The organism is Silvimonas sp. JCM 19000 (genome assembly GCF_054652575.1).
In genome coordinates this window covers 12,873-37,347 of sequence record NZ_BAAIHC010000018.1, presented here as the reverse complement: position 1 = coordinate 37,347, position 24,475 = coordinate 12,873, and the positions used below count along the sequence as shown (strand labels likewise).

Below are 24,475 nucleotides of genomic sequence, written 5' to 3'. Positions count from 1 at the left end.
TAACCCATTGCGCAGCACGTGGCCGATCACTTTGCCTGTTGGGTCAAGACCCACCCTATCGCAGCTGATGGTGATATCGCAGTGACATCGCCAGCGCGCCACGGGCAACGCACAAAGCCCCATGCCCCAGCGCGAACATCGGCCGGGTTATCATTCAGCCTGCCTAACCCAAAGACCTCGCCCCATGATTGCCTCCAACGACCTCATCGCCGCCATTGCCACCGCTCCCGGTCGGGGTGGGGTGGGTGTTATTCGTTTGTCGGGCCAGGGGCTGGCGGCGGTGGTGGCGGGCTTGATCGGGCGGGCGTTGCAGCCGCGGCATGCGCATTTTGCAAAGTTTAAAGCGCAGGACGGCGCGGTCATTGATGAGGGCCTGGTGTTGTATTTTCCCGGCCCGGCCTCGTTTACCGGCGAGGACGTGCTGGAGCTGCAAGGCCATGGCGGGCCTGTCGTGTTGCGCATGTTGTTGGCGCGTTGCGTTGAGCTGGGCGCGCGGCATGCGCAGCCGGGTGAATTTACCCGGCGCGCGTTTCTTAACGGCAAGCTCGATCTGGCGCAGGCCGAGGCCGTGGCCGATCTGATTGATGCGCAATCCGAGGCCGCTGCGCGTTCGGCGCTCAAATCGCTGGATGGCGCGTTCTCGCGCGAGATCAACGCGCTGACCGAGCAGATGATTACGCTGCGCATGTTGGTCGAAGCGACGATTGATTTCCCGGAAGAGGATATCGATTTTCTTGAAGCCGCCGATGCGCGCGGCAAATTGCGCTTGATCGATGCGCAGTTGGCGCGCGTGTTAGCCACCGCTAGCCAGGGCCGTATGTTGCGCGAAGGGCTGCATGTGGTGCTGATCGGCCAGCCCAATGTGGGCAAGTCCAGTTTGTTGAATGCGCTGGCCGGCACCGAAGTGGCCATCGTCACCGATATCGCCGGCACCACGCGTGACACGGTGCGCGAGCTGATCCAGCTGGATGGCGTGCCTTTGCATGTGATCGACACCGCCGGTTTGCGCGAGACCGAAGACGCCGTGGAAAAAATCGGCATTGCGCGCACGTGGCAGGCGCTGGAAAAAGCCGATCTGGCTTTGCTGTTGCTGGATAGCCGCGAAGGTATTACCGCGCACGACGAGGCCATCCTGCAGCGTTTGCCCGCGCAATTGCCGGTGCTGCGCGTGTTCAACAAGATTGATCTGACTGGCGAGCAATCGGGCGCGGTGGACGATTACGAAGTGCACGTTTCGGCCCAGACCGGCGCCGGGCTGGACACCTTGCGCCAGCGTTTGCTGGCCCTGGCCGGTTGGCATGGCGCCAACGAAGGCGTGTTTATCGCGCGGGAGCGCCATCTGGACGCCATCCGCCGCGCGGCCGGGCATGTTGATTCAGCAGCGCATGCCTTCCATGCGCTGGAATTGTTTGCCGAAGAACTCCGGCTGGCGCAGCAAGCGCTGAATGAGATTACCGGCGAATTTACTTCGGATGATTTGCTCGGCGTGATTTTCAGCCGCTTCTGCATCGGCAAGTAATCGCCGCTGAGGCGGCTGCGGATTGCCGCATCAGGATTGTCGATGTTATAAAGCCGCGTCGGAAAAGGCAGGCCTGGTTTGGTAAGCCCAGGCTCTTTCGGTAACGAAAGCTCTGGTCTTTGGCCTCGCGCACAGGATCCCCACGACGAATATTTGACGCTGTACTGGCGTCGGGATGTTCGTCCGTGTTGGCTCCCACCCTGAGGAACGCTCCGGTCGAACATATTCATTTCGACATGGAGATTCCTGTGTATCCGCAACATTCCCCTTTGTTTGACGTCATCATCGCCGGCGCTGGCCCAGTCGGTCTGTTTCTTGCCTGCGAGCTGCGCCTGCAAGGCGTTTCAGTGCTGGTGCTGGAGCAAGCCAGCGATCCACATAGCGCACTTAAACAGCTGCCATTCGGCTTGCGCGGTTTGTCCGCGCCCACGCTCGAAGCCTTGTACCGGCGCGGTTTGCTCGATGCACTGCGTGCAGCACAAGCAGCCAACACCAGCGCTGACGACACCGCGCGCGCGGCGCATTGGCTGCAACAGCCGCGCCAGCCCGCCGGGCACTTCGCGGGCATTCCGTTTTATCTGGATGACGTCGATAGCAGCCGTTGGCCCTTCCGCTTGCCCAGCCCGGCGGGCACCCAGCTGGCCGTCACCCTCGACACGCTGGAAACAGTACTGGCACAGCGCGCCAGCGAACTCGGTGTCGATATCCGCCGTGGCTACCGCGTCAGCGGATTTGAAGCCAGCGCGGACACTGTCGTGGTCGAAGCGGGCGCGCAGCGTTTTAGTGGACGCTGGCTGGTTGCGTGCGATGGGGGCCGCAGCAGCGTGCGCAAGCTGGGCGGCTTTGCCTTCGAGGGCACCGCGCCTGAATTCACCGGCTATTCCATACAGGCCGAGCTGGCCGATCCCGCGGTACTGACGCCAGGCCGCCATTACACCGCCGAGGGCATGTATACCTATGCCCGCCCCGGCACGCTGGCCCTGGTCGACTTCGATGGGGGCGCCTTTCATCGCAGCCAGCCGCTGACCTTGGCGCATGTGCAATCCGTGCTACGTCGGGTGTCCGCCGCCCCGGTAACCCTGACGCGGCTGGAGCTCGCGACCACCTGGACCGACCGCGCATGCCAGGCCACGGCCTATCGCCACGGCCGCGTGTTGCTGGCGGGCGATGCGGCGCATGTGCATTCGCCGTTGGGTGGGCAAGGGCTGAATCTGGGCGTGGGCGATGCCATCAACCTGGGCTGGAAGCTGGCCGCCTGCGTGCGCGGCGATGCCCCGGTCGATCTGCTCGATACTTATCAACAAGAACGCTATCCGGTGGGTGCGGCGGTGCTGGACTGGTCGCGCGCGCAAGTGGCCTTGATGCGGCCCACGCCCAGTACGCGGGCGTTGGCCGCAGTGCTGCGCGAGGTGATTGCCACGCCCGATGCCGCCACCTGGTTTGCCGAGCGCATCTGGGGCGTGTCACTGCGCTACGAAACCGGCGGCGAACCGGCCGCTACGCACCCGTTGGTGGGGCGCAGCACGCCGGATTTCCAGCTGCAGGACGGCACTCAGCTGGGCAGTTTGCTGCACGATGGCAAAGGCTGCTTGCTGTGTTTTGGCCCCAGTGCCAGTGGGTCCGCGTTGATTGCGCCGTGGCGCGCGCGCGTCAACTTCCTGGCCGCCCCGGTCAAAGACAGCCTCGGTCTAAGCGCTGTATTGCTGCGGCCCGATGGCGTGGTGGCGTGGGCCAGCAGCGTGGACGCCCCGCTGGAGGCCGATGCCAGCCTCAAGGCTGCGCTGCAGCGCTGGTTTGGCCTGCCCCACCCGGCACCCCGCGCGATCACCACAGATAGCGTCCCTTGATCTGGCCTTGCAGCGCGTTATAGCCGCCTGCGCCACTTTGCACGCCCACATCCGCCCACCAGCGCCAATGGGTACTGGCCAGATATTCGATGCCGGCTTTGATCTCATATCGATCGGCCGGGATGTTTTGCGCAATCGGGGTGCCGTCAAACGTGATTGCGGCGGTACCAAACCGATGCCACCAGTTGCCTTCCAGATACGGTGCCCAACTCGAACCGTCTGTGCGTTTGAAATTGCCGTAAGCGCGCGCACCGAGGCGGCTGTTAAACACATCGGTATTGCGGCTTTGCACCCGCGTGCCATTGACTTCGGTGTGATCGTCCTGCACCAGGTCGGTGTAGACCAATTGCGCTTGCGGACGCAGATGCCAGTTGTCGCTGATGACGATATCGGTGCCGGCTTCGAGCGAGCCACTCCAGCTATGGCTGTCGTAATGCTCGTCCGGCAGATCATCGCCATGCACGTGATTGCTGAAGCGCGCGTATTGCCACCAGGTATCCAGATAAGGACCGCTGGGATAGGCGCTGTCCTGGCCGTACCAGGTGGCGTAAACACCCACGGCATAGCCGCTCAGTTGCCCATCGGCCTTCACCGCCAGGCCTTGCGCCGCGCTATCTGAACTGGCCGTGGCATAGCCCGCCATTACCCCTGCGCGCAGTTGGCCCTGGTCCAGATTGCCGTGCCAGACATCCACGCCCATTTGCAGCACGGTGGCATCGCTATCGATATCCAGTACGCCGGCGGCGGCGGAACTGCGACTACGGCCGCTGACCAGCCTGGCCCAGGCGGCATCGGGATTATGCTCGGCCGGGTTGGGGCCGGGGATTTGCGTATCGGGCATGCGATCGTGCAGCGAGGTCACAAACAGCGTGCTGGCCAGGCTTTGGTTGGCCAGATAGCCACCGGGTTCCGGCCGGACTTGCGGCGTGGGCGCCGGGCTGGGGCCAGGCGCGGGCGTGGGGGCAGGCGTCGGCGTTGGCGTGGGGCTCGGCGCCGGGGTGGGGGTCGGTGTGGGAGTAGGCGATGCGGATTCCGACCGCAGATACCAACTGCCGTCGCTGGCGTCTTTGGCCAGCTGGTATTCCCACGCCCCGGCCACCGCGCGGCCTTGCAGGGTAAACGTACCCGACGAATCGCCGCCCACCGCCACCACGCGAATGCCGCGATCTGTTTGCGCGCCCAGGCCATGCAGATTGTTGACGCTGACCCGGGTATCGCCCTGGGTGCCGCCTTGCACGATCAGTTGATCGGTGGCCGAGGTGTCGTCGCCCAGCACGCTATTCATCTGCAGGCGGCCGCCGTTACTGCTGTAGTTGCCTTTGACCGTGAGCGTATTCCCCGCCGTGCCACCAGCCAGATTGATCAAACCGTTGTTGCTCAGATCGCCATTGATGGTCAGGCCATTGCTGGTTACGGCGCCCACCACGGCTCGGCTGACGTTCTGGCGGCTGGCGCTGGGCGTGACCGCATCGACGGCCGCGATGGTGCCGTTATTCAGCACGCTGCCGGCAATCTGGCCCAGCCCGGTCAGGGTGGCGCCACTGGCAATCTGCACGGTGCCGCTACTATCCAGCCGCCCGCTGGCATCGCTGCCTACGCGCAAGGTGCCGGCGTTGACCTGGGTGTCACCGCTGTAACTGAGCCCGCTGTTGACGGTCAGGATGCCGTTGCCGGTCTTGACCAGACTGCCACTGCCGCCGATGGCGTTGGCCAGGGTCCAGTCGTTGTTATTGCTTAATACCAGCGTGCCTTGATTGCTGACCGTGCTGCCGCCCAGGCTGCCTGCCTCCTGCGCCGTCAATTGGGCGCTGGGGTCGATTTGCAGTGCGCCGCTCCAGCTCGGGTTGGCCCGCGCGAGGGTCAGCTGCGAACTGCCGCTGACACTCAATCCGCCCGCGCCGATCAGGGCGTTGGCCAGGGTGCCGCTGGCGTTATTCATGATCAGGGTTCCGTCGATGGCGATATCGCCAGTGCCCAGGCCATCGCTGTGATCCAGTCGCGCCTGCGCGTTGGCAGCGATATGCACAGCGGCGGTCAGCGCGCTGTTGCTGCTGCTCACCCCCAGCGTGCCGCCCGCAATATCAATCGCACCCGCACCATTGAGCGCACCATCCACCTGCCCGCCCTGGGTAATCGACAAGGCACCGTTCTGCACCGACAGCGTGCTGCCTGCGGCGCTGTTCAGGCTGCCCACGGTTTGCGCATGGCCGTTCAGATCCAGCCCCGCGTTGGCGGCCAGGCTCAGGGCGCTGGTATTGCCCAGCGCATGGTCTTGCTGCAACTGCGCGGTGCCGCTGCTGATGCGGGTGGCGCCGCTGTAGTCATTGTTGGCATTAGCGATCAATACGGTGCCGCTGGCTTGCACATCAATGCCACCCGCGCCGGTCAGGCGTGCGCTCAGCGTGTTATCCCCGGTGGGTGCATTCTGTAGCACCAGCGTCTGGCCGCTTTGCAGATCGAGTTGGGTCAGGTTGTAGCCCAACCAGATGCCGTCGTTCTGCACGCTGGCGTTGTAGTTGTAATCCGCAATGGCCAGGGTGGTGCCCGCGCCGTCCTGCACATCAAGGCTGACTGGTGTGGTGACGGGGGTGACCCCATCGGCTTGCATCAGCGCCAGCGTCGCCCCCACCCCGCTCACCGTACCAGCCTTGACCACCTGCAAGGTGCGCAGGCTGTCCTGATCAAAAAACGAGGGTTGGGACGGGATGACCGGTACGGTCTCGCTGCTGGGCAATTGCGCCGCCAGCGTGCCGCCGGCCGTGGCATCCAGCGTGTTGACGCTCAGCGGCAGCGTGGTGTTGGAAGGCGCAAACTGCAGCGTGCCGTTATCCAGCGTCAATCCGCCCAGGCTGCGTGGCGCGCTCAGCAGCAGCACGCCATTCTGCGAAACGCGAACGCTGGCCTGGCCCAGCACCGCTGCCGCAGTCGCATCCAGCGCCAGCGTGCCGCGCTGCAGCCATACCGTACCGCTAAAGGCGGAACCGGCGCTGCTGGCAAAGCCAAACTGATCGCTGTTCTGCGCCATTTCGGCAATCAACACGCCATTGCCGGTCAGCGCGTTGCTGAACACCGACACGTTGTCGTACAGATCGAGCCAGCTGTTGGCCCCGTTCAGAAATACCGTGCCGCTGCCCAGTTCATTGGCGTGTGCGCTATCCAGCCACGCCACGCCGCGGATATCCCACAGGCCGTTGAAGGCGCTGTTATCGCCGGTCAGCACCACAGTGTTGCCACTGATGCGCACCGTGCCGCTCCCGGCCACATCCGGCAGCAAAAAGCCGCTGTTAAACGCCGCGTCCACGGTGGCGCCGCTGGCAACATTCAACTGATGAGTGCCGGCAGATTGCTGGTCGAGCATGGTGAAAGTGCCGGCGTTCACCAGCGTGTTGCCGCTCAGGAATTGCGCCAGCGACACGCTGAGATTGCCCGCGCCGGTCTTGACCAGATCGCCGCTGCCGGACAGGCGATTGGCCCAGGTCACGTCATCGGAGCGGTCAAACACCACGGTGCCATCGCTATCGATATCGGCGCTGACACTGCCATGGGTGGCGCCATCGCCAATGCGCAAAGTGCCCGCCACGACGTCGACACCCCCATTGTTGATCTGCCCGCTCAGGGTCAGCGTGCCGCTACCGGTTTTTTCAAAGGTGCCGCTGCCCACGATCTGGCCCGCCCAACTGCTGTCGGTTGCAATATTGGCGCTAAGGGTGGCGCTGCCCAAGGTGATCAGACCGTCCCCACTCAGGCCATTGATGTGTTGGTTCAGGTTGTTCAGATCAAAGGTGCCGCCGCTGGCCACCTGCAGCCCGCTGCTGCTGTTGATGGCATCCACCACGCCAGCCTTGAGCGTGCCCTGCTGGATGACGCTGGCGCCGCTATAACTGGCCGCCACGCCATAGGTGAGCGTGCCACTGCCGGTTTTGGTGATGCCGCCGCCGGTGGTGGCGCCGCTCGCGTCCGCCAGTACCACATCGAGTTGCGCATTGGCCGCAGTGCCGTCGACTTCAAAATAATGCGCGGCCCCATCCGACAAGGCGATGTTGATGCCGCTCACGCTCATGTTCTGGCCATCGGCCTGGTTGCGCAGTGTGCCGCTGTTCCAGTTGAGGTTATGGATGCTGCTGGCTGCATTAGTCCCGATGGCGCTGCTGGCCAACGTGCCGCCGTTCAGGTTGATGACCGCGCTGACCGCGCCGCTGCCGGTCAGGTCGCCCATGGTCAGCGTATCGGCACTGACCGTGCCCCCGGTCAGATCAAGCAGGCCCGAGGCGTTGGCGGTACTGGCGCCTGCGCCGATCTGGCCGAGGGTGAGTTGGGTGGCATTGACCGTGCCCGCATGGACCGTGAACGTGCCCTGCGCGCTGCCGGCGCTGGCGCTGCCGACCAGCAACTGCCCCACCTGGATGTCGGCCGTACCACCGCTCAAATCCAGTACGCCCGTGGTCTGGATCGAGGCCGTCGCCGCGTCGACACCAATCTGGAGCGCCGTGGCGGCACTGCTGCCGTCTTCGCCACGTAATTTGAAGCTGCCATTGCTGGAGCCGCTGCCAAAGTTGATGGTGCCACTCGAATCCGATTGCCCGACCACAACATTGGCCACATTCAACACCGTGCTCTGCGCCAGCGTCAGCACGCCGGTGGCAAACTGCACCCCGCTGCCGATCACCACCTTGTGCCCGGCGCCGGTAAACACCAGGCTATCCAGCCCCGACATGTCCAGCGTCTGGCTATTGCCGCTGGTGCTGCCGCCCAGCAACCAGTCGGCTGCGGTCGGCGTGTACCGCAACTGCCCGCCCGCGCCGGTAATGACGCCATCCACCCCGTCGTTGACCACGATGGAACCGGTGGTGACCGTGGTCGCACCCACATCAAAGCTGGGGACGCTGCTGGTCAGGTTGATATCGGCCGCGCCAGCCAGTCCGGGCAAGAGCATGATGCAACGGCTCAGTAAGCTAAGCCGGGGTTGCCCACGGTAAGCAGGGCCCCGCCGGGTTGACGCTGACAATGCAGTAGCGCTGCAAGTCGCAATTTTATTCATCATGATGATTGCGCCCGTAAAAGTCTGTAGTGAAGCTGTTTTGGGTCTTACCGGAATTGTCTTAAATCAAGTTTTCCTGCAAGCACTACAGCCCGCTAAACAGCGCGGCGCAAATCGAAAACGATATAAAAGCGTTGAACGGCATAAAAAACGCTCGGCTGCCACTGATCCAGCCAGCAAGACGCCGCGCTAGGTAAGGCGAGGCGCTGTCGCTAGAATAGCGACTCCGCGCGCCGCCCCCCGATGGCCAGCCCGACCAGCCCGCCTGGCCCTGGCTGAGCTGTCAGCCGCTGGCCTGCCCTTGTCGGGCCAGGCCGCAGCGACGCGGACGTTTTAGCGATAGGAAAAACATTGAACCATCCCGCCTCCTCGTCCTTGCATCCGCATGCCAGCTCCACGCTGGCGCCGGGTGCAATCGCCCGTGCCTGTGGCATCGACTTTGGCACCTCCAATTCCACCGTCGGCTGGATGCGGCCAGGGGCAGCGCCGCTGCTGGTGCTTGAAGACGGCAAGACCACCTTGCCTTCGATGCTGTTTTTTAACGCGGAAGAAGACAACATCAGCTATGGCCGCGTGGCGCTGAATGAATATCTGGAAGGCTACGAAGGCCGCCTGATGCGTTCGCTCAAGAGCATATTGGGTACCGGCCTGATGGATTTGCAGACCGAGGTCCAGGGCCAGAGCCTGTCGTTCCGCACCATTCTCAGTCACTTTATCGGCGAGCTTAAACGCCGCGCCGAGCAGGCCGCCGGCCGTGGGTTCGAGCACGCGGTGCTGGGCCGCCCGGTGCATTTTGTCGATGACGACCCGGTGGCCGATCAACTGGCGCAAGACGTGCTGGCTGATATTGCGCGCTCGGTGGGGCTGAAGCATGTCGAGTTCCAGTACGAGCCAATTGCCGCGGCGTTTGATTTTGAACGCACGCTGCAGCGCGAAACCCTCACCCTGATCGTCGATATCGGCGGCGGTACCTCCGACTTTTCGCTGCTGCGCCTGTCGCCGGAGCGTGCCCGCCAAAGCGATCGCCTGGGCGACATCCTGGCCAACGGCGGCGTGCATATCGGCGGTACCGACTTTGATAAACAACTAAGCCTGGCCTGCGTGATGCCGCTGCTTGGTTATCGCAGCCGCTTGAAAAACAACTCCGAAGTGCCGTCCAGTTATTACTTCAACCTGGCCACCTGGCACACCATCAACTTTGTTTACACGCGCAAGATCTGGTCCGAATTGCAGGATGTCTTTCGCGATTCCGGCCCCGATACGCGGATATTGCTGGATCGCTTGTTCGGCTTGATTTCGGAACGCGCTGGCCACTGGCTGGCGATGCGGGTGGAAGAAACCAAGATTGCCTTGTCCGGCCAGGACCAACACATATTGCCGCTGGACCGCATTGCCGAAGGCCTGACCCATACCGTGGCGCGCGCTGAATTTGAAGACGCCATCGATGGCCAGATCAGCCGCATCGAAGACACCGTCAACGGGCTGCTTAAAGACGCTAACCTGCGCGCCGACCAGGTCGATACCGTGTTCTTTACCGGTGGTTCGTCCGGCGTGCCGTTGTTGCGCCAGCGTGTCGCCGCTTTGCTGCCCGCCGCGCAGCACGTGGAAGGCGATCTGTTTGGCAGCATCGGCAGCGGTCTGGCTATCGATGCCCTGCGCAAGTTTGGTTAAGCGCAGCGCTCGGATTACTCGCTCTAACTCGCCGTCCCCCTAAGGAGAAATCTGCAGATGTATACCGTGCATGGCCTCGCGATGTCTGGCAATTGCTACAAGGTCAAACTGGCGCTGAGCCAGTTGGACAAGCCGTTCCAGTGGAACGAAGTCGATATGAAAAACGGCGCGCATCGCACGCCCGCCTTTCTGGCGATGAACCCGAACGGCAAGGTGCCCGTGCTGCAGATCGGCGCCAGCACTTATCTGCCGGAATCGAATGCGATTCTGTATTACCTGGCCCAGGGGTCCAGTCTGTTTCCGGAAGATCGCTGGGAGCAGGCGCAGGTGATGCAATGGTTGTTTTTTGAGCAGTACAGCCACGAGCCGCAACTGGCTGTGGCCCGCTTTATTGTTTACTTTGCCGACCGCCCCGCCGCGCGCGAAGACGAGTTGCAAAGCTGCATTGCCGGCAGCCACAAGGTGCTGGCAGTGATGGAACAGCATTTGCAGGACAAGCGCTTTTTTGTCGGCGACAAGTACAGCATTGCCGACATCGCGCTGTACGCCTATACCCATCGCGCGCACGAAGGCCTGGTGGATTTGAGCGCCTACCCGGCGATCAACGCATGGATCGACCGCGTGGCCGCGCAACCGGGGCATGTGCCGATGGGGTGAAGCTGAGGCGCCCATAGGGTGGGTCTAGACCCACCGCCCAAAGTGGCGGGACGCGCCAGTGTGGCGCGAGCACATGGCTTTGGATGGTGGGTCTTGACCCACCCTATGCCTTACTCACTTTTCTGAGCAGTTGGCGCAGCAGTTTGAGGCCAACCGGCCATTCGCCGTGGCCGGAGTCAACGTTGATGTGGCCGACGCCCGACAGCGGCACCAGCTCGCTGCCCCAGGCCTGCGACAATGCCACCGCACGATCGAGCGAGCACGATGGATCATTGTCGCTGGCCACCAACAAGCTCGGAAATGGCAGTTCCCGAGCCGGCAACGGCATAAAGCCGCGAAAGCTGTCCGGCGCTTCGTCACGCGTGACATCGGCCGGCGCCACCAATAATGCCGCCGCCACATGACGCGCTTTTGACGACAGCGCCGCCCAGTGCCCGACGGTGATGCAGCCCAGGCTATGCGCCACCAGCAGCGTCTGGCCCTCGACCGGAATCTGTTGATCCAGACCCTTGACCCACGCCGCCGCCTGCGGGTTTTCCCAATCGCGTTGCTGCACCCGGCGCAGCCCGGGATATTCATCGCACCAGCGGGTTTGCCAGTGGTCTTCGCCCGAATCGCGCCAGCCCGGCGCCACCACAATGTGATTGCCGCGTTCCAGCCAGCGGGTAATCGGTTCGGTCGTTGTCATTGGTGTTTCATCCTCTTCCCAGCGGGCGCGGTTCGCCCAGGTGAAAGCCCTGCAGCAGGTCGGCGCCGGCATCCAGCGCCAGCTGTTGTTGGTCCGCGGTCTCGATGCCTTCGACCACCACCAGCGTCTCCAGCTCGTGCAGCAGTTGCACCAGGCGCGGCAGGGCGCGACGCAGTTTGGGCGATTCGACCGCCTGGGCGATCAGCACGCGGTCGAGTTTTACAATGTCCGGTTCCAGCTGCCACAGCCGGTCCAGGTTGGCGTGGCGGCTGCCAAAGTCGTCGATGGCGATGCGGTAACCCACGCGCCGATAGTTATCCACCGCATCACGCACGCGGTTGACTTCGCCCTGCGCGATTTCGTCCTCAACGATCTCCAGCACGATGCGTTGCGGCTGCCAGTTCACCGTGTGCAGCACGCGCTCGAACACCACGCCATGGCGCTCCACGCCGGTGAGCAAACGCGGATGCACGTTGAGGTACAGATCGCTCTGCCCACTCTGAAAGGTGGCGTTGTTGTACAGATGCAGCGTGCGGCACAAGCGGTCAAACGCAATGATCTGGCCATGGCTGGCGGCGGCGGCAAAGGCAGCGGGCGGGGCCAGTGGACGGCCGCGCGCGCTGGCGCGCAACAAGGCTTCTTGCGCGACGGCCTGGCCTTGCGCGTTAAAGATGGGCTGAAACACGCTGGCCAGTGTCAGCCCCAGCGCGCGTACGGTAATGCCGCGCGTGGCGTCGATGCCAAATTCGGCATCGGGCCAATCGGTGCGGATAAAGTCCGGTAACGGCACTTTCAGCACATTGCTGTCGGGCGTTACGCCGCTTACATCGATCATCTCGGCGTGGCTTCCTGTGTTTTTAGCGCGCAAAAAAAGCCAGGCCGTCGCAGACCTGGCTGGCGGTAACGGCGCGCTGCGTAATGCGATGGCGCGACGGACAGATTACTTGTTGGGCTGCGGCGTCAGACGCAGATACGGCCGCACCGCGTTGTAGCCCTTGGGAAAGCGCTGCGCGATTTCGGCTTCGTCCTGCAGCGACGGCACGATGACCACGTCGTCACCATCCTGCCAGTTGGCGGGAGTGGCCACTTTGTGGTGGTCGGTCAGTTGCAGCGAATCAATCACACGCAAAATCTCGTTGAAATTGCGGCCGGTGGACGCCGGGTAAGTCAGCGTCAGGCGGATTTTTTTGGTCGGGTCGATCACGAACACCGTGCGCACGGTGGCATTGGCCAGCGAGTTGGGGTGGATCATGTCGTACAGCGTGGCCACGGTTTTGTCGGCGTCAGCCAGGATGGGGAAATTAACGCGCGTGTTTTGCGTTTCGTTAATGTCGGCAATCCATTTGTGATGCGATTCCAGCGGATCAACGCTCACGGCCAGGGCTTTGACATTGCGCTTGGCAAACTCGTCTTTCAGCTTGGCCGTGTAGCCCAGCTCGGTGGTGCACACCGGGGTGAAATCAGCCGGATGCGAGAACAGCACAATCCAGCTATCGCCGGCCCATTCATGAAAATGGATGGGGCCTTCAGACGATTCTTGCGAGAAATCGGGGGCGATGTCGCCGAGACGCAGAGTCATGGTATTTGCTCCTGGAACGTTGCGGGCGTCGCCCACGCGGGGCGACGCGCATTCAGAACGGACGGCTGGGATCAGCGACCAGCGTTATAAATTTGATCGAACACGCCGCCATCGCTGAAGTGGGTTTGCTGGGCTTTGGTCCAGCCACCAAACACATCATCGATATCAAACAGCGCCACTTTCGGGAACTGATGCGCGTACTTGGCGTAAACGTCCTTGTCGATCGGGCGATAGAAGTTACGCGCGGCGATTTCCTGGCCTTCCTTGCTGTACAGGAACTTCAGATATTCTTCGGCCACTTTGCGCGTGCCCTTCTTGTCGACCACTTTGTCCACCACAGCCACCGGCGGCTCGGCCTTGATCGAGATGGTCGGTGCGACGATGTCGAACTTGTCTACGCCAAATTCTTTTTGCGACAGCACGGCTTCGTTTTCCCAGGCCAGCAACACGTCACCGAGGCCACGCTGGGTAAACGAAATGGTGGAACCGCGCGCGCCGGTGTCGAGTACCGGCACGTTCTTGTACACCTTCTGGATGTAATCCTTGGCCTTGTCGTCGCTGCCGTAGGTCTTCTTGGCCCAGCCATACGCGGCCAGATACGCCCAGCGCGCGCCGCCGCTGGTCTTGGGGTTGGCGGTAATCACTTTGACGTCCGGACGGATCAGATCGGTCCAGTCCTTGATGTTCTTAGGGTTGCCCTTGCGCACCAGGAACACGATGGTAGAGGTGTACGGGGTGGCGTTATCGGGCAGCTTTTTTTGCCAATCGGGCGACAGCAGCTTGCCTTTGTCGGCCAGCACATCGATGTCATACGCCAGCGCCAGCGTAACTACGTCCGCCTGCAGGCCATCCAGCACCGAACGCGACTGCGCGCCCGAGCCACCATGCGATTGGCGGATCGATACGTCGTCACCGGTTTTGGCTTTGTAGTACTTGGCAAACGCTTTGTTGTAATCCTGATAGAGCTCACGGGTCGGGTCATACGACACGTTGAGCAATTCAAAGCTGGCGGCCAAGGTGGAAGTGGCAGACAGAGCAATTACAACCGAGGCGAGCAGGGGCTTCAAACGCATGGCGGGCGGTCCTTATAAGCATGTTTTATTTAAACAGCCCAAATCTTGCCATTGCGTTATTAAGGAGTGAAAGACTAATAAAGCAGCTTTTTATAATTACGAGAAATAAACTGTTAAATCATGGGCTAACGTCAGGTGACAGGCCAAACGCACGGTATCGGGCGTGTCGATCTCACCGGTTGCGGCATCCGGCACAATGCGCGCCAGCACATTGCGCTCCATCTTGCCCATGGCCAACGGCGCAGGCTGCGCGGCATGCGCAATCCGCACCCGGCACGCGCCACACGTGCCCTGCCCGCAACGCCAGGCCAAAGGCAAACGCCCCGACATCGCTAACGGCCGCACCACATCAATCAGGCGCATACCGGCGCTGGCCGTCGCCACCACCGGCGCATCCAGCCGATCAGATACAAACGTCAATGTGATCATGCGGACTCATAGGGTGGGTCGAGACCCACCATCCAAAGCGGCCCGTTGGGACAGCAAGGTTGTGAGCATCACCTGTGGGGGACGGGCTTGATCTACCCAAGGCGCGGCAAATTGAAACAACAGCGTTCAAATCATGGGGTTTGAGTGGTGGGTCCAGACCCACCGTATGCGGCGGCGCAGATCCACCCGGTACCAGCGGGACCATCCGGCAGCCATGGGCTATGGCTTCTTGTACGCCACGCAATCGACCTCGACTTTGCAGTCGATCACCATGCTCGACACCACACAAGCCCGCGCCGGTGGGTTCTCGCCAAAGTATTCCTTGAACACTTTATTAAACGACTGAAAATCACGCGGATCATCCAGCCACACGCCGCAGCGCACCACATGCTCCACGCCGTAACCCGCTTCATGCAGGATGGCGATCAGGTTCTGGATGGTCTTGTGCGATTGCGCGACGATGCCGCCATCGATCACTTCGCCGTTTTCCATCGGGGTCTGGCCGGACACAAACAGCCAGCCATCCGCACCCGCCGCGCGGGCAAACGGCAGATGCTGGCCGCCGGTGCCGGTGCCGCTGGTGCCGATACGAATAATGTCGCTCATCTTGTTTTCCTCGGGGTTCATACCGTGCCCACACGGCCACGGCGGATAAAGCGGCCAGCGCGGGCCGCCGTCGGTTGTTTGTCTTGCGCGCTCAGCTGGCCGTTGACCCACACCGCGTGGATGCCATCGGCGGCTTGCTGCGGTTGGGTAAAGGTGGCGGTATCGCGCACGCGGGCGGGGTCGAACAGCACCAGATCGGCCCAGTAGCCCTGGCGGATCAGCCCGCGCTCGGTCAGGCCAAAGCGCGCCGCCGACAGTCCGGTCATCTTGTGGATGGCGGTGGGCAAATCGAACAGTTTTTCTTCGCGCACGTAATGCCCCAGCACGCGCGGAAACGCGCCCCACAAGCGTGGATGCGGCAGCGGATCATTCGGCAAACCATCCGAGCCGATGGTGGTGGCCGGATGGCGCAGCACGTTTTTGACGTCGTCCTCGTCCATGCCGTGATAGACCGCGCCGGCCGGTTGCAGCCGTTGCGCGGCCGTCAGCAAATCCACATTCCACTCGGCGGCGATCTCGGCCAGCAGACGGCCGCCTTGCTCCGGCTGCGGCTCAGACCAGGTAATCAGAATGTCGAAATCGCTGGTCACTTGTTTGAGGTCCAGCGTGGACGAGCTGGCCGCATACGGATAGCAATCACAGCCCACATGCTGCGTGGTGCGCGCGGCATCCAGCGCCGCCAACACTTCACGCGTGCGGCCCCAATTGGCTTTGCCGGCGCATTTAAGATGCGAAATCACCACCGGCACGCGCGCATGCAGGCCGGTGGCAAAGGCTTCGTCCATCGCGTCGAGGATTTCGGCGAATTCGCTGCGCAAATGCGTGGTATAGATGGCGCCTGCTTCGGCCAGCGGTTCGGCCAGCGCCATCACTTCGCTGGTGGGCGCGGCATAGGCGTTGGCGTAGGCCAGGCCGGTGGATAAACCGAGAGCGCCATGCACCAGCGCTTCTTGTAGCTGATCGCGCATGGCCTCGATCTCGGCAGGCGTGGCAGCGCGGTCCAGCCGGTCGTGCATCTGGTTTTGCCGCAGCGCGGTGTGCCCCACCAGCGCCGCCACATTGACGGCCGGCTGCGCGGCGTTGACCGCATCCACATAGGCGGCAAAGGTCGGATAACTGAAGGCGTCAGCCGTGCCCAGCAAGTTCATCGGATCAGGCGGATCACCGGCCAGCGTCACCGGGCTGGCGCTGATGCCGCAATTGCCCACCACCACCGTGGTCACGCCTTGCGACAACTTGGGCCACATTTGCGGCATGCGGATCACGTTGGTGTCGTCGTGCGTGTGCACATCAATAAAACCGGGGCTAAGCACCAGGCCGCTGGCGTCGATATTGTGTGGCGCGCGCCAGTGTTCCAGCTCGCCGATGGCGACGATGCGGCCCTGGTGCAGCGCCACATTGGCTTGATAAGGCGCGCTGCCGCTGCCATCGATCAGCGTGGCGTTACGGATCAGCGTGTCGCAGGTGGCGGTCATGTTGCGGTCTTCCTAATCGCCCAGCGGATGGCGCGCATCGGCGCCACCGCGTTCGGCATCGAGTACAAATTTGATCCGGCGCAGCAGTTCCTGGCTGTGCTCGGGTTGCAACTGCGCCAGCGCGGTGGCCAGCACATCCAGCGCCAACAACATCGCATAGCGCGAGCTGGACGGCTTGAAGACAAAATCGGTTTCCAGCGCCTGGATCGGGATATGCCAATCAGCACGTTGCGCCAGTGGTGACCCCAGCGCGGTGATGGCAATCAGGCGCGCGCCATATTCCTGGGCGATGCCCACGCTGTGTAATAACTCGCGGCCCTGCCCGCTCACCGAAAACGCCAGCACCACGCAGCGCTTATCCAGCGTGGCGGCCACCATGCGTTGCAGTACGGCGTCTTGATAACTGGTAATGGGCACGCCCAGACGCATCAGGCGATTACGCGCTTCGTCGGCCATGATGGATGAACTGCCGCCCATGCCAAAGGCCAGCACCTGGCGCGCATCGCGCAAGGCCTGCGCGGCGGCAGTGATGGCTTCGCGGTTAAACAAGGCGCGGTTACGCTGCAACAGCGTGACGATATCGTCGAGGATGACGTCGGCCGGTTCTTGCTGCGCGGCATCGGCGCGCGGGGCCAGAAAGCGGCTGCCGATGGCGCTGGCCTGCGCCAGCCAGCGTTTGAGTTCGCGCACATCGGCACAACCCAGCGCGCGGGCAAAGCGCGTGACGCTGGCCTTGCTGACCCCGGCCTGGGCGGCCAGCGCATCGATGCTGGCGGCGCTGGCGGCAGGCAGATCGGCCAGGATCAGTTGGGCAATTTTTTGTTCGGTGGCACTCAACGCGGCACTGCGCTGGGCGATGCGGCTGACGATGTCGAACGGAGGCAGTGCATGTGGCATGGCGTAACCATTTAGCCGGGCTGTGCTTGACTGATACTTTATATCAGACCAGATTGGCGTTTATCAAAAGCTTGTGACCAACATCAGACCAGTGGCGGCTTCCATGAATGATACAAACTATCAAGGCGGATTAATCGATAACCTCAACAAGGGCCTGGGTGCCCTGCCGGACCCGATCAGCCCGGCACAAACCCAAGGCCTGGGCTGGCGCTTGCTCGACGAGGAAATCAGCTTGCCCGCTGCCGTGTTATATGACGGCGTGATGCAACAAAACCTGCAGTGGATGCAGTCGTTTGTTACCCAGTACGGCGTCAAACTGGCGCCGCATGGCAAGACCACCATGGCGCCCAAATTGTTTGCGCGCCAGCTCGACGGCGGCGCCTGGGGCATTACGCTGGCCACGGCGCAACAAACGCGTGTGGCCTACGCGCATGGCGTACGGCGCGTGATCATGGCCAACCAGCTGGTGGGCAAACGCAATATGGAAATCATCGGCCAGTTAATCGCCGATGCTGATTTCGAGTTTTTCTGTCTGGTGGATAACGCGGATGGCGTCGAGCAACTGGGTCGGTTTTTTGGCGAGCGCGGCCAGACCTTGAATGTGTTGCTGGAACTGGGCGTGGCCGGGGGCCGCACTGGCGTGCGTGATGCCGCCCAGCAAGCCGCGGTGCTGGCGGCATTGGCGCGCTGGCCCGAGGCGCTGCAGCTGGCGGGGGTCGAAATCTACGAAGGCGTGCTGAAGCAAGAAGCCGACATCCGCGCGTTTTTGCAGCGGGCGGTGGCCGTGCTGGCCGAGTTGGCGGACGCGGGCCAGATCAAGCGCACGCCGGCATTGCTGTCGGGTGCGGGCTCGGCCTGGTATGACGTGGTGGCCGAAGAATTCGCCCCGGCGCGTGTGGGCATGCCGCTGGATGTGGTGCTGCGGCCGGGTTGCTATCTGACCCACGATGTCGGCATATACAAAACCGCGCAGGCGCAGATCGAGATCCGCAACCCGGTGGCGCATCAGATGCGCACATCGCTCAAGCCCGCGCTGCAACTATGGGCGTATGTGCAATCGATTCCTGAACCCGACAAAGCCATCGTCGGGCTGGGCAAGCGCGATGCGGCGTTTGATGCCGGTTATCCAACGCCCGCACAGCGCTATCGACCATGCGATGCACTGCCGCAGGACGTGCCAACGCATTGGCAGATCACCGGCATGATGGACCAACACGCTTATCTGCAGATCGCGCCCGGCGATGAGATCAAGGTGGGCGATATGCTGGCGTTTGATATCTCGCACCCGTGCCTGACATTTGATAAATGGCGCCAGGTGCTGGTGCTGGATGAACGCTACCAGGTGGTCGATATCGTCCAGACGTACTTCTAAGGCATAGGGTGGGTCGCGACCCACCGCCCAAAGCCATCGCAACGTGAACTGAAACCGGCATACCACTTTGCAGGGTGGGTCTTGACCCACCCTATACCTATCCCCTTGGCATACGGTGCACACCTGATGCCGCGCCCATCGATGTTAACGTTAACATCGGTAACTCAACGTTCGGTAATACAAAAAAAGCGGGCCGATTGCCGCCAATAAGCGCGTCGGCCAACTACAAAGGCTACAGAGACGTGTAGTCAAACCCGTTCAGGAGTCAGAAAGATGGTGCAAGGAACCATGTTGCTGGTTTACGCATTGGTGGCGATCGTGTTGTTGATCGTGCTGATCGCGCGCTTCAAGCTCAATCCGTTTGTTACGTTGCTGGTGGTGTCGTTTGTGTTGGCCGTGTCGGTGGGCATGCCGATGACCACCATCGTCAAATCGTTTGAAACCGGCGTCGGCAACGCGCTGGGGCATATTGCGCTGGTGATTGCGCTGGGCACCATGCTGGGCAAGATGATGGCCGAATCGGGCGGCGCGGAACGCATCGCCAAAACGCTGATCAGCTGGTTTGGCGAAAAAAACGTGCATTGGGCCATGGTCACGATCGCACTCATTGTCGGCCTGCCGGTTTTCTTTGAAGTCGGCTTTGTGCTGTTGATTCCGATTGCCTTTAACGTGGCCAAACGCACCGGTACCTCGATGGTGCTGGTGGGCTTGTCGATGGTGGCGGGCTTGTCGGTGGTGCATGGTTTGATTCCGCCGCACCCGGCCGCTTTGCTGGCGGTGACGGCATACAAGGCTGATATCGGCCGCACCATCCTGTATGCGCTGATTGTCGGTATCCCCACCGCCATCCTGGCGGGCCCGGTGTTTGCGTTGCAGATCAGCAAATACGTCAAGCTGACCGGCGACAATCCGATGATGGCGCACTTTGCCACCGACGAAAAAGACCGCGAGCTGCCCAGCTTTGCCATCACGCTGGCGACCATTTTGCTGCCGGTGTTTTTGATGCTGATCGGGAGTTGGGCCGATGTGTTCTTCGCCCCCAAAACGCTGCCCAACGATATGCTGCGCCTGGCCGGCAACTCGGTGATGGCGCTGCTGATTTCGGTGCTGGTGAGCTTCTGGACGCTGGGCCTGGCCCGCGGCATGAGCCGGGAAACCATCCTCAAGTTCAGCAACGAATGTCTGGCCCCCACCGCCACCATCACCTTGCTGGTTGGCGCGGGCGGCGGCTTTGGTCGCATCCTGATGGACAGTGGAATTTCCAAAGTCGTGGTCGATATGGCGACCAGCGCGCATATCTCGCCGCTGTTACTGGGCTGGATGGTGGCGGCGCTGATCCGCCTGGCCACCGGCTCGGCCACGGTGGCCATGACCACCGCCTGCGGCATCGTGGCGCCCATTGCCGCGGCAGCGGGGGCGCGGCCGGAATTCATGGTGCTGACGACTGGCGCGGGTTCGCTGATTTTCAGCCACGTCAATGACGGCGGATTCTGGTTGGTCAAAGAGTATTTCAATATGACGGTACCGCAGACTTTCAAGACCTGGTCGGTGCTGGAAACGATTATTTCGGTGGTGGCACTGGGCTTGACCCTGGCGCTGGCCACGGTGGTTTGATGCAGTCCCGCAGCCGGGCTGCGGGCCGATGTGGAGTAACAACATGATCTTGATTCTGATGGGTGTGTCTGGCAGCGGTAAAACCACGGTGGGCGAGCTGCTGGCCAAAAAGCTGGCGTGTGGGTTCTCGGATGCCGATGTGTTTCACAGTCCCGGCAATATCGCCAAGATGCATGCGGGCATACCGCTCAACGACGATGATCGCTGGCCGTGGCTGGCTGCCATCCGTGCCGCTATCGTCGACTATCGCAACAAGGGCGAAACGCATGTGTTTACCTGTTCCGCCCTCAAGGAAATCTATCGCGAGAAGCTGGTCAGCCCGGGCGAAAGCGATGTCGTCTTTGTGCATCTGACCGGCACGGGCGAATTGCTGGCCCAGCGCCTGGCGCAACGCAAAGGCCATTTCTTTGATCCGCATTTGTTGCAAAGCCAGATCGATCTGCTGGAACCGCCGGCCAATGCCATCGTGGTGGACATTACGCCGTCGCCGGAAGAGATTGCCGATGAGGTTTTGCGCCAGCTCAAGACGCGTCAGTAAGCGCCGCCAGACGTAACTGCAAAAACGGCCGCTCCATCATGGGGCGGCCGTTTTTTGTTGAGCACGGTTTAGCTGACAACGCTGGCTCTTTCTTACAACACTTTTGGTGCAAAAGCCGCCGCCTCTCGTGTCACCGTTCAGAAACATTCCACGGCGTGTTGTGATCTGCATCACTGCGGGCATAATCCCGCGCAATGCCAACGTCATAGATTGGTAACAAAAACAACACGACCTTCCCGGTCCACGGTGTACACAACTTATTGATTCAAGGGGCTCAGGCATGCGTTTCGGCATCGTTACCGATTCCTGCTGCGATCTGCCGCGCGCGTTTCTGGACGAGCACGGCATCGTTATTCTTCCGATCACCATTACCGGCGCCGACGGCAAACCGTTTGTAGACGGGCGCGACTCCGCCGCCACGCTCAAGTTTTATAAAGAACGGCTGGCCAAAGGCGACACCACATTTGAATCGGCACCGCTCAGCGCCGACGACATCAAAAAGCTGTTTCTCGAACGGCTGGTGGTTGAGTACGACTATGTGTTCTGCCTGACCGTGATGGCCAGCCGCAGCCAGATCAACGCCAACGCCAGCCAGGCCGCATTGCAGATGCTGGGCGCCTACAAGCCAATACGCGAAGCCGCGGGCGTGGCCGGGCCGTTTTCCTTGCGCGTGTTTGATAGCTACAACTTGTTTACCGGTCAGGGTTTGATCGTGGCCGAAGTGGCACGGCTGGCGCGTGAGGACAAATCGTCGCTGGAAATCATCCGCCAGATCGAACGCCTGCAAGCCACCACGCAAGCCTTCCTGATCCCGGAGAATTTGGGCCAGTTGCGCCAGCAAGCGCGGCGCAAAGGCGACAAGAGCGTGGGCCTGATGTCGTACATGATGGGCTCGGCGCTGGACATCAAACCCATCGTGCGCGGGTTTCAGGGCGACACCACGCCAGTGGGGCGCATCCGGGGCTTTGAAGCGGGCTGCAAAAAGCTGTTCGACACCGCAGTCGAGCATATTGAGAGTGGTCTGGATGCGCCGTTTGTTTGCGTTAGCTACGGCGGCGACCCGGCCCGGCTGGACAAGATGCCAGGCTATGCCCGCCTGAAGCAGACGGCCGAGGCCAAGGGGGTGACGGTGCTGGCCAGCGAGATGAGCCTGACTGCGGGCGTGAATATCGGCGGCGGCGGGCTGTCGGTGGCCTTCGCCTCACCGCGCGAAGCGGTGTTTGAGTAATTCTGTGGATAAGCTGTGCACAACAGGCACAGGGTGGGTCTAGACCCACCCCTCAAAGCCATATGCCACGCGCACCGAGCCTGGCTTACCACTTTGGATGGTGGGTCTGGACCCACCCTATGCGTACCAATAGCTCGCGCTCAGAACAAGCGTTCCGCATACAGCGCGGTGGGGAACATGGCGTCCCAACCGTGTTCGCCGTAGGGCAGGCCCTTCATCTGGTTGCACACATTGGCCAGCGTGGCAAAGAAATTGCCCTGTTCCGGCGTCACCTGCGCCAATTGGCCGGGCATACACAACAGCGGTTTGCCGCGCAGGTTATCGGCCAGTTGCGGTTGCAACTGCTTATGCGCTTTGCCGACGTATTTGATCATCACCGGAATCTGCCCGCGCACCGCCAGTTGCTCCGGCGTCAGGCGGGGGTTAAAGCGGTAATCCTCATTGCGCTCGCCGCTGGTTGTAAACAAATCATCGCCAAACACGCCATCCTTGTGGAACACCGCAGTAATGCCCGGCTTGTGATCGCCAAACACCATGATCAACAGCGGGCGTTTGCGCTTGGCGGCCGACTTTTGTAACTGGTCAACAAACACGCTCATATCGTTGATGGCCAGATCCAGCCGCTTCAGATAATCGCCATCGCCATTGTCATCGTGCGAGGCATCGTATTTGCCGTGCGTCATCACGGTGGCCATAAACATCATGTTCTTTTGCGTGCGCGGGCTGCCGTCGTAAAGCGCCATTGCCTTTTGATACAGCAACTTGTCGTCGGGCCAGCCTTCTTCTTCCCAGTCCATTTCATCGACAAAATGCGTCTCGTCAAAGCCGAACTTGGGATAGACGATATTGCGTTTCCAGAAGGTCGAGTAGTAATCGTGCAAGCCGTAGGTGTGGTAACCGGCGTGGTCAAAATGGCTGACGATGGTGTGGGCGTGTTCGGCGTACTGGTTGGCAAAGTTTTGATAATCGATGCCGGGAAAGACCTTGCTCGACAGCCCGGTCAGCACTTCAAATTCAGCCTCGGCGGTGCCGCCGCCGTAAACCGGGCTGACCATATCGGTCATGCTGAAACCCTTGTCCAGCAAACGCAGCATAGGCGTCTTGAAGCGGGCATCGGCGGTGGTAAAGCAGGATTCGCACAGGATGACAAAGACGTCGGGTTCGGTGGCGTCAAACTGGCGCAATTCGCCAGCCGCATAGAAATTGTGCGGGCCATGCGCGGGCGGCGGCACGGTTTCGGCATTCAGGTACAGATGGCCGATGATGCCGTTGGCACGGGCATTCTCGCGAAAGTTGTAGGAGTGATATTGCGTCTTGAGGCCGTACAGCAGTTGCGGCGTCAGATAGTCATCCAGCCGCTGCGGGTTATCCATACGGATAAAGAACATGATCGGCAAAATAAGCGCCGGCACCAGGCGCCACGACACAAGGCGCGGATGGCGATACAGGCCATACCCCAGCGCCAGCAGCGTGAGTGCCACGTAGCCGATCAGATGCCAGTCGGCATAGCCGGTCAGGGCCGCGCCTTGCGACACCTCGAACAGATCGCGCGTCAGCAGCGGCTCGCCGGTGGCGTCTTCCTTGATCCAGCTGCCATTAGCCAGCGCACCTTCCAGCCCGATGCAGGCGGCGACGGCAGACCAACGCTCCAGAAACGCATACAGCACAAAAAACAGCAGCAACTGAAACAGGATGCGGGCGCCATCCCATTCGGTATCAACCAGAAAACGCAGTGCCACCACCGCCACAAACGGCGCGGCGGGTGAAAATCGTGGCCAGGCGCGTTCGAGCCAGGGCGGCACAATACGGGGCCGGACACGTTGCCAGCGCGGCGCCAGCAGTGCGGTGGGACTAAGAATACGCATATCGAACGGTTCGGGCCCGGGCTGCGCAAGGCGCAGCGTAAATCAAAAGGCAGGCACCATAGGCGCTCCACCATTTTGCGAAAAGGTGAATTTTTACAGTTTTATGAACTGACCCAGACCAGACCCGCCGAGCGGCCTGCAGGTTCCCGGCTTGCGGGCAGATTTACGCTTCCTTATCATTCGCTCAGCTTACCCAGCCGCAAATGCACCCGCCTGGCCGGTGGCTGCGCCACATTGGCGCACCACCCCGTGTAGCGCCGACCCTGGCCAACACGCCGCCGCCCCCTCGTTTGCCAGCCTGTTTTTAATTCCATGCCCGGTCGGCGTGGCAGATGGCGCTGCGGTAGGCGTCGTATGTCATGCATGAACCGTGCCTGAC

18 protein-coding genes are annotated in these 24,475 nt (G+C 61.7%); 8 read left to right on the top strand and 10 right to left on the bottom strand.

All coding sequences use genetic code 11. The features are described from left to right. Positions 1-184: 184 nt before the first annotated feature. Complete coding sequence (gene mnmE, locus ACYQ1A_RS15435) at positions 185-1,519, top strand: tRNA uridine-5-carboxymethylaminomethyl(34) synthesis GTPase MnmE (protein WP_499363373.1); 1,335 nt, start codon at positions 185-187, stop codon at positions 1,517-1,519. Between the two features lie 248 nt (positions 1,520-1,767). After that, positions 1,768-3,366 (top strand): FAD-dependent oxidoreductase, encoded by a 1,599-nt coding sequence (locus tag ACYQ1A_RS15430; protein WP_499363371.1) that lies wholly within the window; start codon positions 1,768-1,770, stop codon positions 3,364-3,366. Here ACYQ1A_RS15430 and ACYQ1A_RS15425 read toward each other — a convergent pair. Beyond that, positions 3,344-8,299 (bottom strand): autotransporter outer membrane beta-barrel domain-containing protein, encoded by a 4,956-nt coding sequence (locus ACYQ1A_RS15425; RefSeq protein ID WP_499363369.1) that lies wholly within the window; start codon positions 8,297-8,299, stop codon positions 3,344-3,346. The two genes, ACYQ1A_RS15430 and ACYQ1A_RS15425, sit on opposite strands and share 23 nt — an antisense overlap. 456 nt (positions 8,300-8,755) lie before the next feature. Here ACYQ1A_RS15425 and ACYQ1A_RS15420 point away from each other — a divergent pair, with 456 nt between their 5' ends. Both ACYQ1A_RS15420 and ACYQ1A_RS15415 read left to right on the top strand, forming a co-directional pair. Next, on the top strand, positions 8,756-10,075 hold the full coding sequence (locus tag ACYQ1A_RS15420; RefSeq protein WP_499363367.1) for an Hsp70 family protein: 1,320 nt from the start codon (positions 8,756-8,758) through the stop codon (positions 10,073-10,075). Positions 10,076-10,132: 57 nt separating this feature from the next. Further along, positions 10,133-10,732: a glutathione S-transferase family protein gene (locus ACYQ1A_RS15415; RefSeq protein ID WP_499363365.1), complete on the top strand. Its 600-nt coding sequence runs from the start codon at positions 10,133-10,135 to the stop codon at positions 10,730-10,732. 103 nt (positions 10,733-10,835) lie between these two features. Here ACYQ1A_RS15415 and ACYQ1A_RS15410 read toward each other — a convergent pair whose 3' ends face one another. From ACYQ1A_RS15410 to ACYQ1A_RS15375, 8 genes are all read right to left on the bottom strand, one after another. Next, positions 10,836-11,420 (bottom strand): RBBP9/YdeN family alpha/beta hydrolase, encoded by a 585-nt coding sequence (locus ACYQ1A_RS15410; protein ID WP_499363363.1) that lies wholly within the window; start codon positions 11,418-11,420, stop codon positions 10,836-10,838. Positions 11,421-11,427: 7 nt separating this feature from the next. Next, positions 11,428-12,255: an EAL domain-containing protein gene (locus ACYQ1A_RS15405; RefSeq protein WP_499363361.1), complete on the bottom strand. Its 828-nt coding sequence runs from the start codon at positions 12,253-12,255 to the stop codon at positions 11,428-11,430. Positions 12,256-12,360: 105 nt separating this feature from the next. Further along, positions 12,361-12,999 carry a peroxiredoxin gene (locus tag ACYQ1A_RS15400; RefSeq protein WP_499363359.1) on the bottom strand — a complete coding sequence of 213 codons (639 nt, stop codon included), beginning with the start codon at positions 12,997-12,999 and terminating at the stop codon, positions 12,361-12,363. Positions 13,000-13,070: 71 nt separating this feature from the next. Beyond that, on the bottom strand, positions 13,071-14,072 hold the full coding sequence (locus ACYQ1A_RS15395; protein ID WP_499363357.1) for a sulfate ABC transporter substrate-binding protein: 1,002 nt from the start codon (positions 14,070-14,072) through the stop codon (positions 13,071-13,073). A 96-nt stretch (positions 14,073-14,168) separates the two neighbouring features. Beyond that, the gene (locus tag ACYQ1A_RS15390; protein ID WP_499363355.1) at positions 14,169-14,501 is read right to left on the bottom strand and encodes a hypothetical protein; all 333 of its coding nucleotides are present in this window, start codon (positions 14,499-14,501) and stop codon (positions 14,169-14,171) included. A 219-nt stretch (positions 14,502-14,720) separates the two neighbouring features. Continuing rightward, on the bottom strand, positions 14,721-15,107 hold the full coding sequence (locus ACYQ1A_RS15385) for a RidA family protein (RefSeq protein ID WP_062225048.1): 387 nt from the start codon (positions 15,105-15,107) through the stop codon (positions 14,721-14,723). Between the two features lie 17 nt (positions 15,108-15,124). Beyond that, complete coding sequence (locus ACYQ1A_RS15380; RefSeq protein ID WP_499363353.1) at positions 15,125-16,582, bottom strand: N-acyl-D-amino-acid deacylase family protein; 1,458 nt, start codon at positions 16,580-16,582, stop codon at positions 15,125-15,127. Positions 16,583-16,594: 12 nt separating this feature from the next. Beyond that, positions 16,595-17,479 carry a MurR/RpiR family transcriptional regulator gene (locus ACYQ1A_RS15375; RefSeq protein WP_499363352.1) on the bottom strand — a complete coding sequence of 295 codons (885 nt, stop codon included), beginning with the start codon at positions 17,477-17,479 and terminating at the stop codon, positions 16,595-16,597. Between the two features lie 103 nt (positions 17,480-17,582). Here ACYQ1A_RS15375 and ACYQ1A_RS15370 point away from each other — a divergent pair, with 103 nt between their 5' ends. The 4 genes from ACYQ1A_RS15370 to ACYQ1A_RS15355 all read left to right on the top strand — a co-directional run bounded on the left by ACYQ1A_RS15370 (position 17,583) and on the right by ACYQ1A_RS15355 (position 22,231). Further along, a complete protein-coding gene (locus ACYQ1A_RS15370; RefSeq protein ID WP_499363350.1) occupies positions 17,583-18,851 on the top strand; it encodes an amino acid deaminase in 1,269 nt (422 codons plus the stop codon). A 273-nt stretch (positions 18,852-19,124) separates the two neighbouring features. Further along, positions 19,125-20,465: a GntT/GntP/DsdX family permease gene (locus tag ACYQ1A_RS15365; RefSeq protein ID WP_499363348.1), complete on the top strand. Its 1,341-nt coding sequence runs from the start codon at positions 19,125-19,127 to the stop codon at positions 20,463-20,465. A 43-nt stretch (positions 20,466-20,508) separates the two neighbouring features. Next, complete coding sequence (locus ACYQ1A_RS15360) at positions 20,509-21,003, top strand: gluconokinase (RefSeq protein ID WP_062224946.1); 495 nt, start codon at positions 20,509-20,511, stop codon at positions 21,001-21,003. Positions 21,004-21,283: 280 nt separating this feature from the next. Continuing rightward, positions 21,284-22,231, top strand: coding sequence for a DegV family protein (locus ACYQ1A_RS15355; protein WP_499363346.1), 948 nt, complete (start codon positions 21,284-21,286; stop codon positions 22,229-22,231). Positions 22,232-22,371: 140 nt separating this feature from the next. On the opposite strand, the gene ACYQ1A_RS15350 is transcribed toward ACYQ1A_RS15355, so the two are convergent. Further along, complete coding sequence (locus ACYQ1A_RS15350) at positions 22,372-24,096, bottom strand: LTA synthase family protein (RefSeq protein ID WP_499363345.1); 1,725 nt, start codon at positions 24,094-24,096, stop codon at positions 22,372-22,374. Between the last annotated feature and the right edge of the window lie 379 nt (positions 24,097-24,475).

Excerpts from the sequence above, each read along its gene's own strand:
- ACYQ1A_RS15390 (WP_499363355.1), bottom strand. The coding sequence starts at position 14,501 with ATGATCACATTGACGTTTGTATCTGATCGGCTGGATGCGCCGGTGGTG.
- ACYQ1A_RS15380 (WP_499363353.1), bottom strand. The coding sequence starts at position 16,582 with ATGACCGCCACCTGCGACACGCTGATCCGTAACGCCACGCTGATCGAT.
- ACYQ1A_RS15360 (WP_062224946.1), top strand. The coding sequence starts at position 20,509 with ATGATCTTGATTCTGATGGGTGTGTCTGGCAGCGGTAAAACCACGGTG.
- ACYQ1A_RS15365 (WP_499363348.1), top strand. The coding sequence starts at position 19,125 with ATGGTGCAAGGAACCATGTTGCTGGTTTACGCATTGGTGGCGATCGTG.
- ACYQ1A_RS15385 (WP_062225048.1), bottom strand. The coding sequence starts at position 15,107 with ATGAGCGACATTATTCGTATCGGCACCAGCGGCACCGGCACCGGCGGC.
- ACYQ1A_RS15410 (WP_499363363.1), bottom strand. The coding sequence starts at position 11,420 with ATGACAACGACCGAACCGATTACCCGCTGGCTGGAACGCGGCAATCAC.
- ACYQ1A_RS15355 (WP_499363346.1), top strand. The coding sequence starts at position 21,284 with ATGCGTTTCGGCATCGTTACCGATTCCTGCTGCGATCTGCCGCGCGCG.
- ACYQ1A_RS15370 (WP_499363350.1), top strand. The coding sequence starts at position 17,583 with ATGAATGATACAAACTATCAAGGCGGATTAATCGATAACCTCAACAAG.
- ACYQ1A_RS15395 (WP_499363357.1), bottom strand. The coding sequence starts at position 14,072 with ATGCGTTTGAAGCCCCTGCTCGCCTCGGTTGTAATTGCTCTGTCTGCC.
- ACYQ1A_RS15415 (WP_499363365.1), top strand. The coding sequence starts at position 10,133 with ATGTATACCGTGCATGGCCTCGCGATGTCTGGCAATTGCTACAAGGTC.
- ACYQ1A_RS15425 (WP_499363369.1), bottom strand. The coding sequence starts at position 8,299 with ATGCTCTTGCCCGGACTGGCTGGCGCGGCCGATATCAACCTGACCAGC.
- ACYQ1A_RS15375 (WP_499363352.1), bottom strand. The coding sequence starts at position 17,479 with ATGCCACATGCACTGCCTCCGTTCGACATCGTCAGCCGCATCGCCCAG.
- ACYQ1A_RS15405 (WP_499363361.1), bottom strand. The coding sequence starts at position 12,255 with ATGATCGATGTAAGCGGCGTAACGCCCGACAGCAATGTGCTGAAAGTG.
- mnmE (WP_499363373.1), top strand. The coding sequence starts at position 185 with ATGATTGCCTCCAACGACCTCATCGCCGCCATTGCCACCGCTCCCGGT.
- ACYQ1A_RS15350 (WP_499363345.1), bottom strand. The coding sequence starts at position 24,096 with ATGCGTATTCTTAGTCCCACCGCACTGCTGGCGCCGCGCTGGCAACGT.
- ACYQ1A_RS15400 (WP_499363359.1), bottom strand. The coding sequence starts at position 12,999 with ATGACTCTGCGTCTCGGCGACATCGCCCCCGATTTCTCGCAAGAATCG.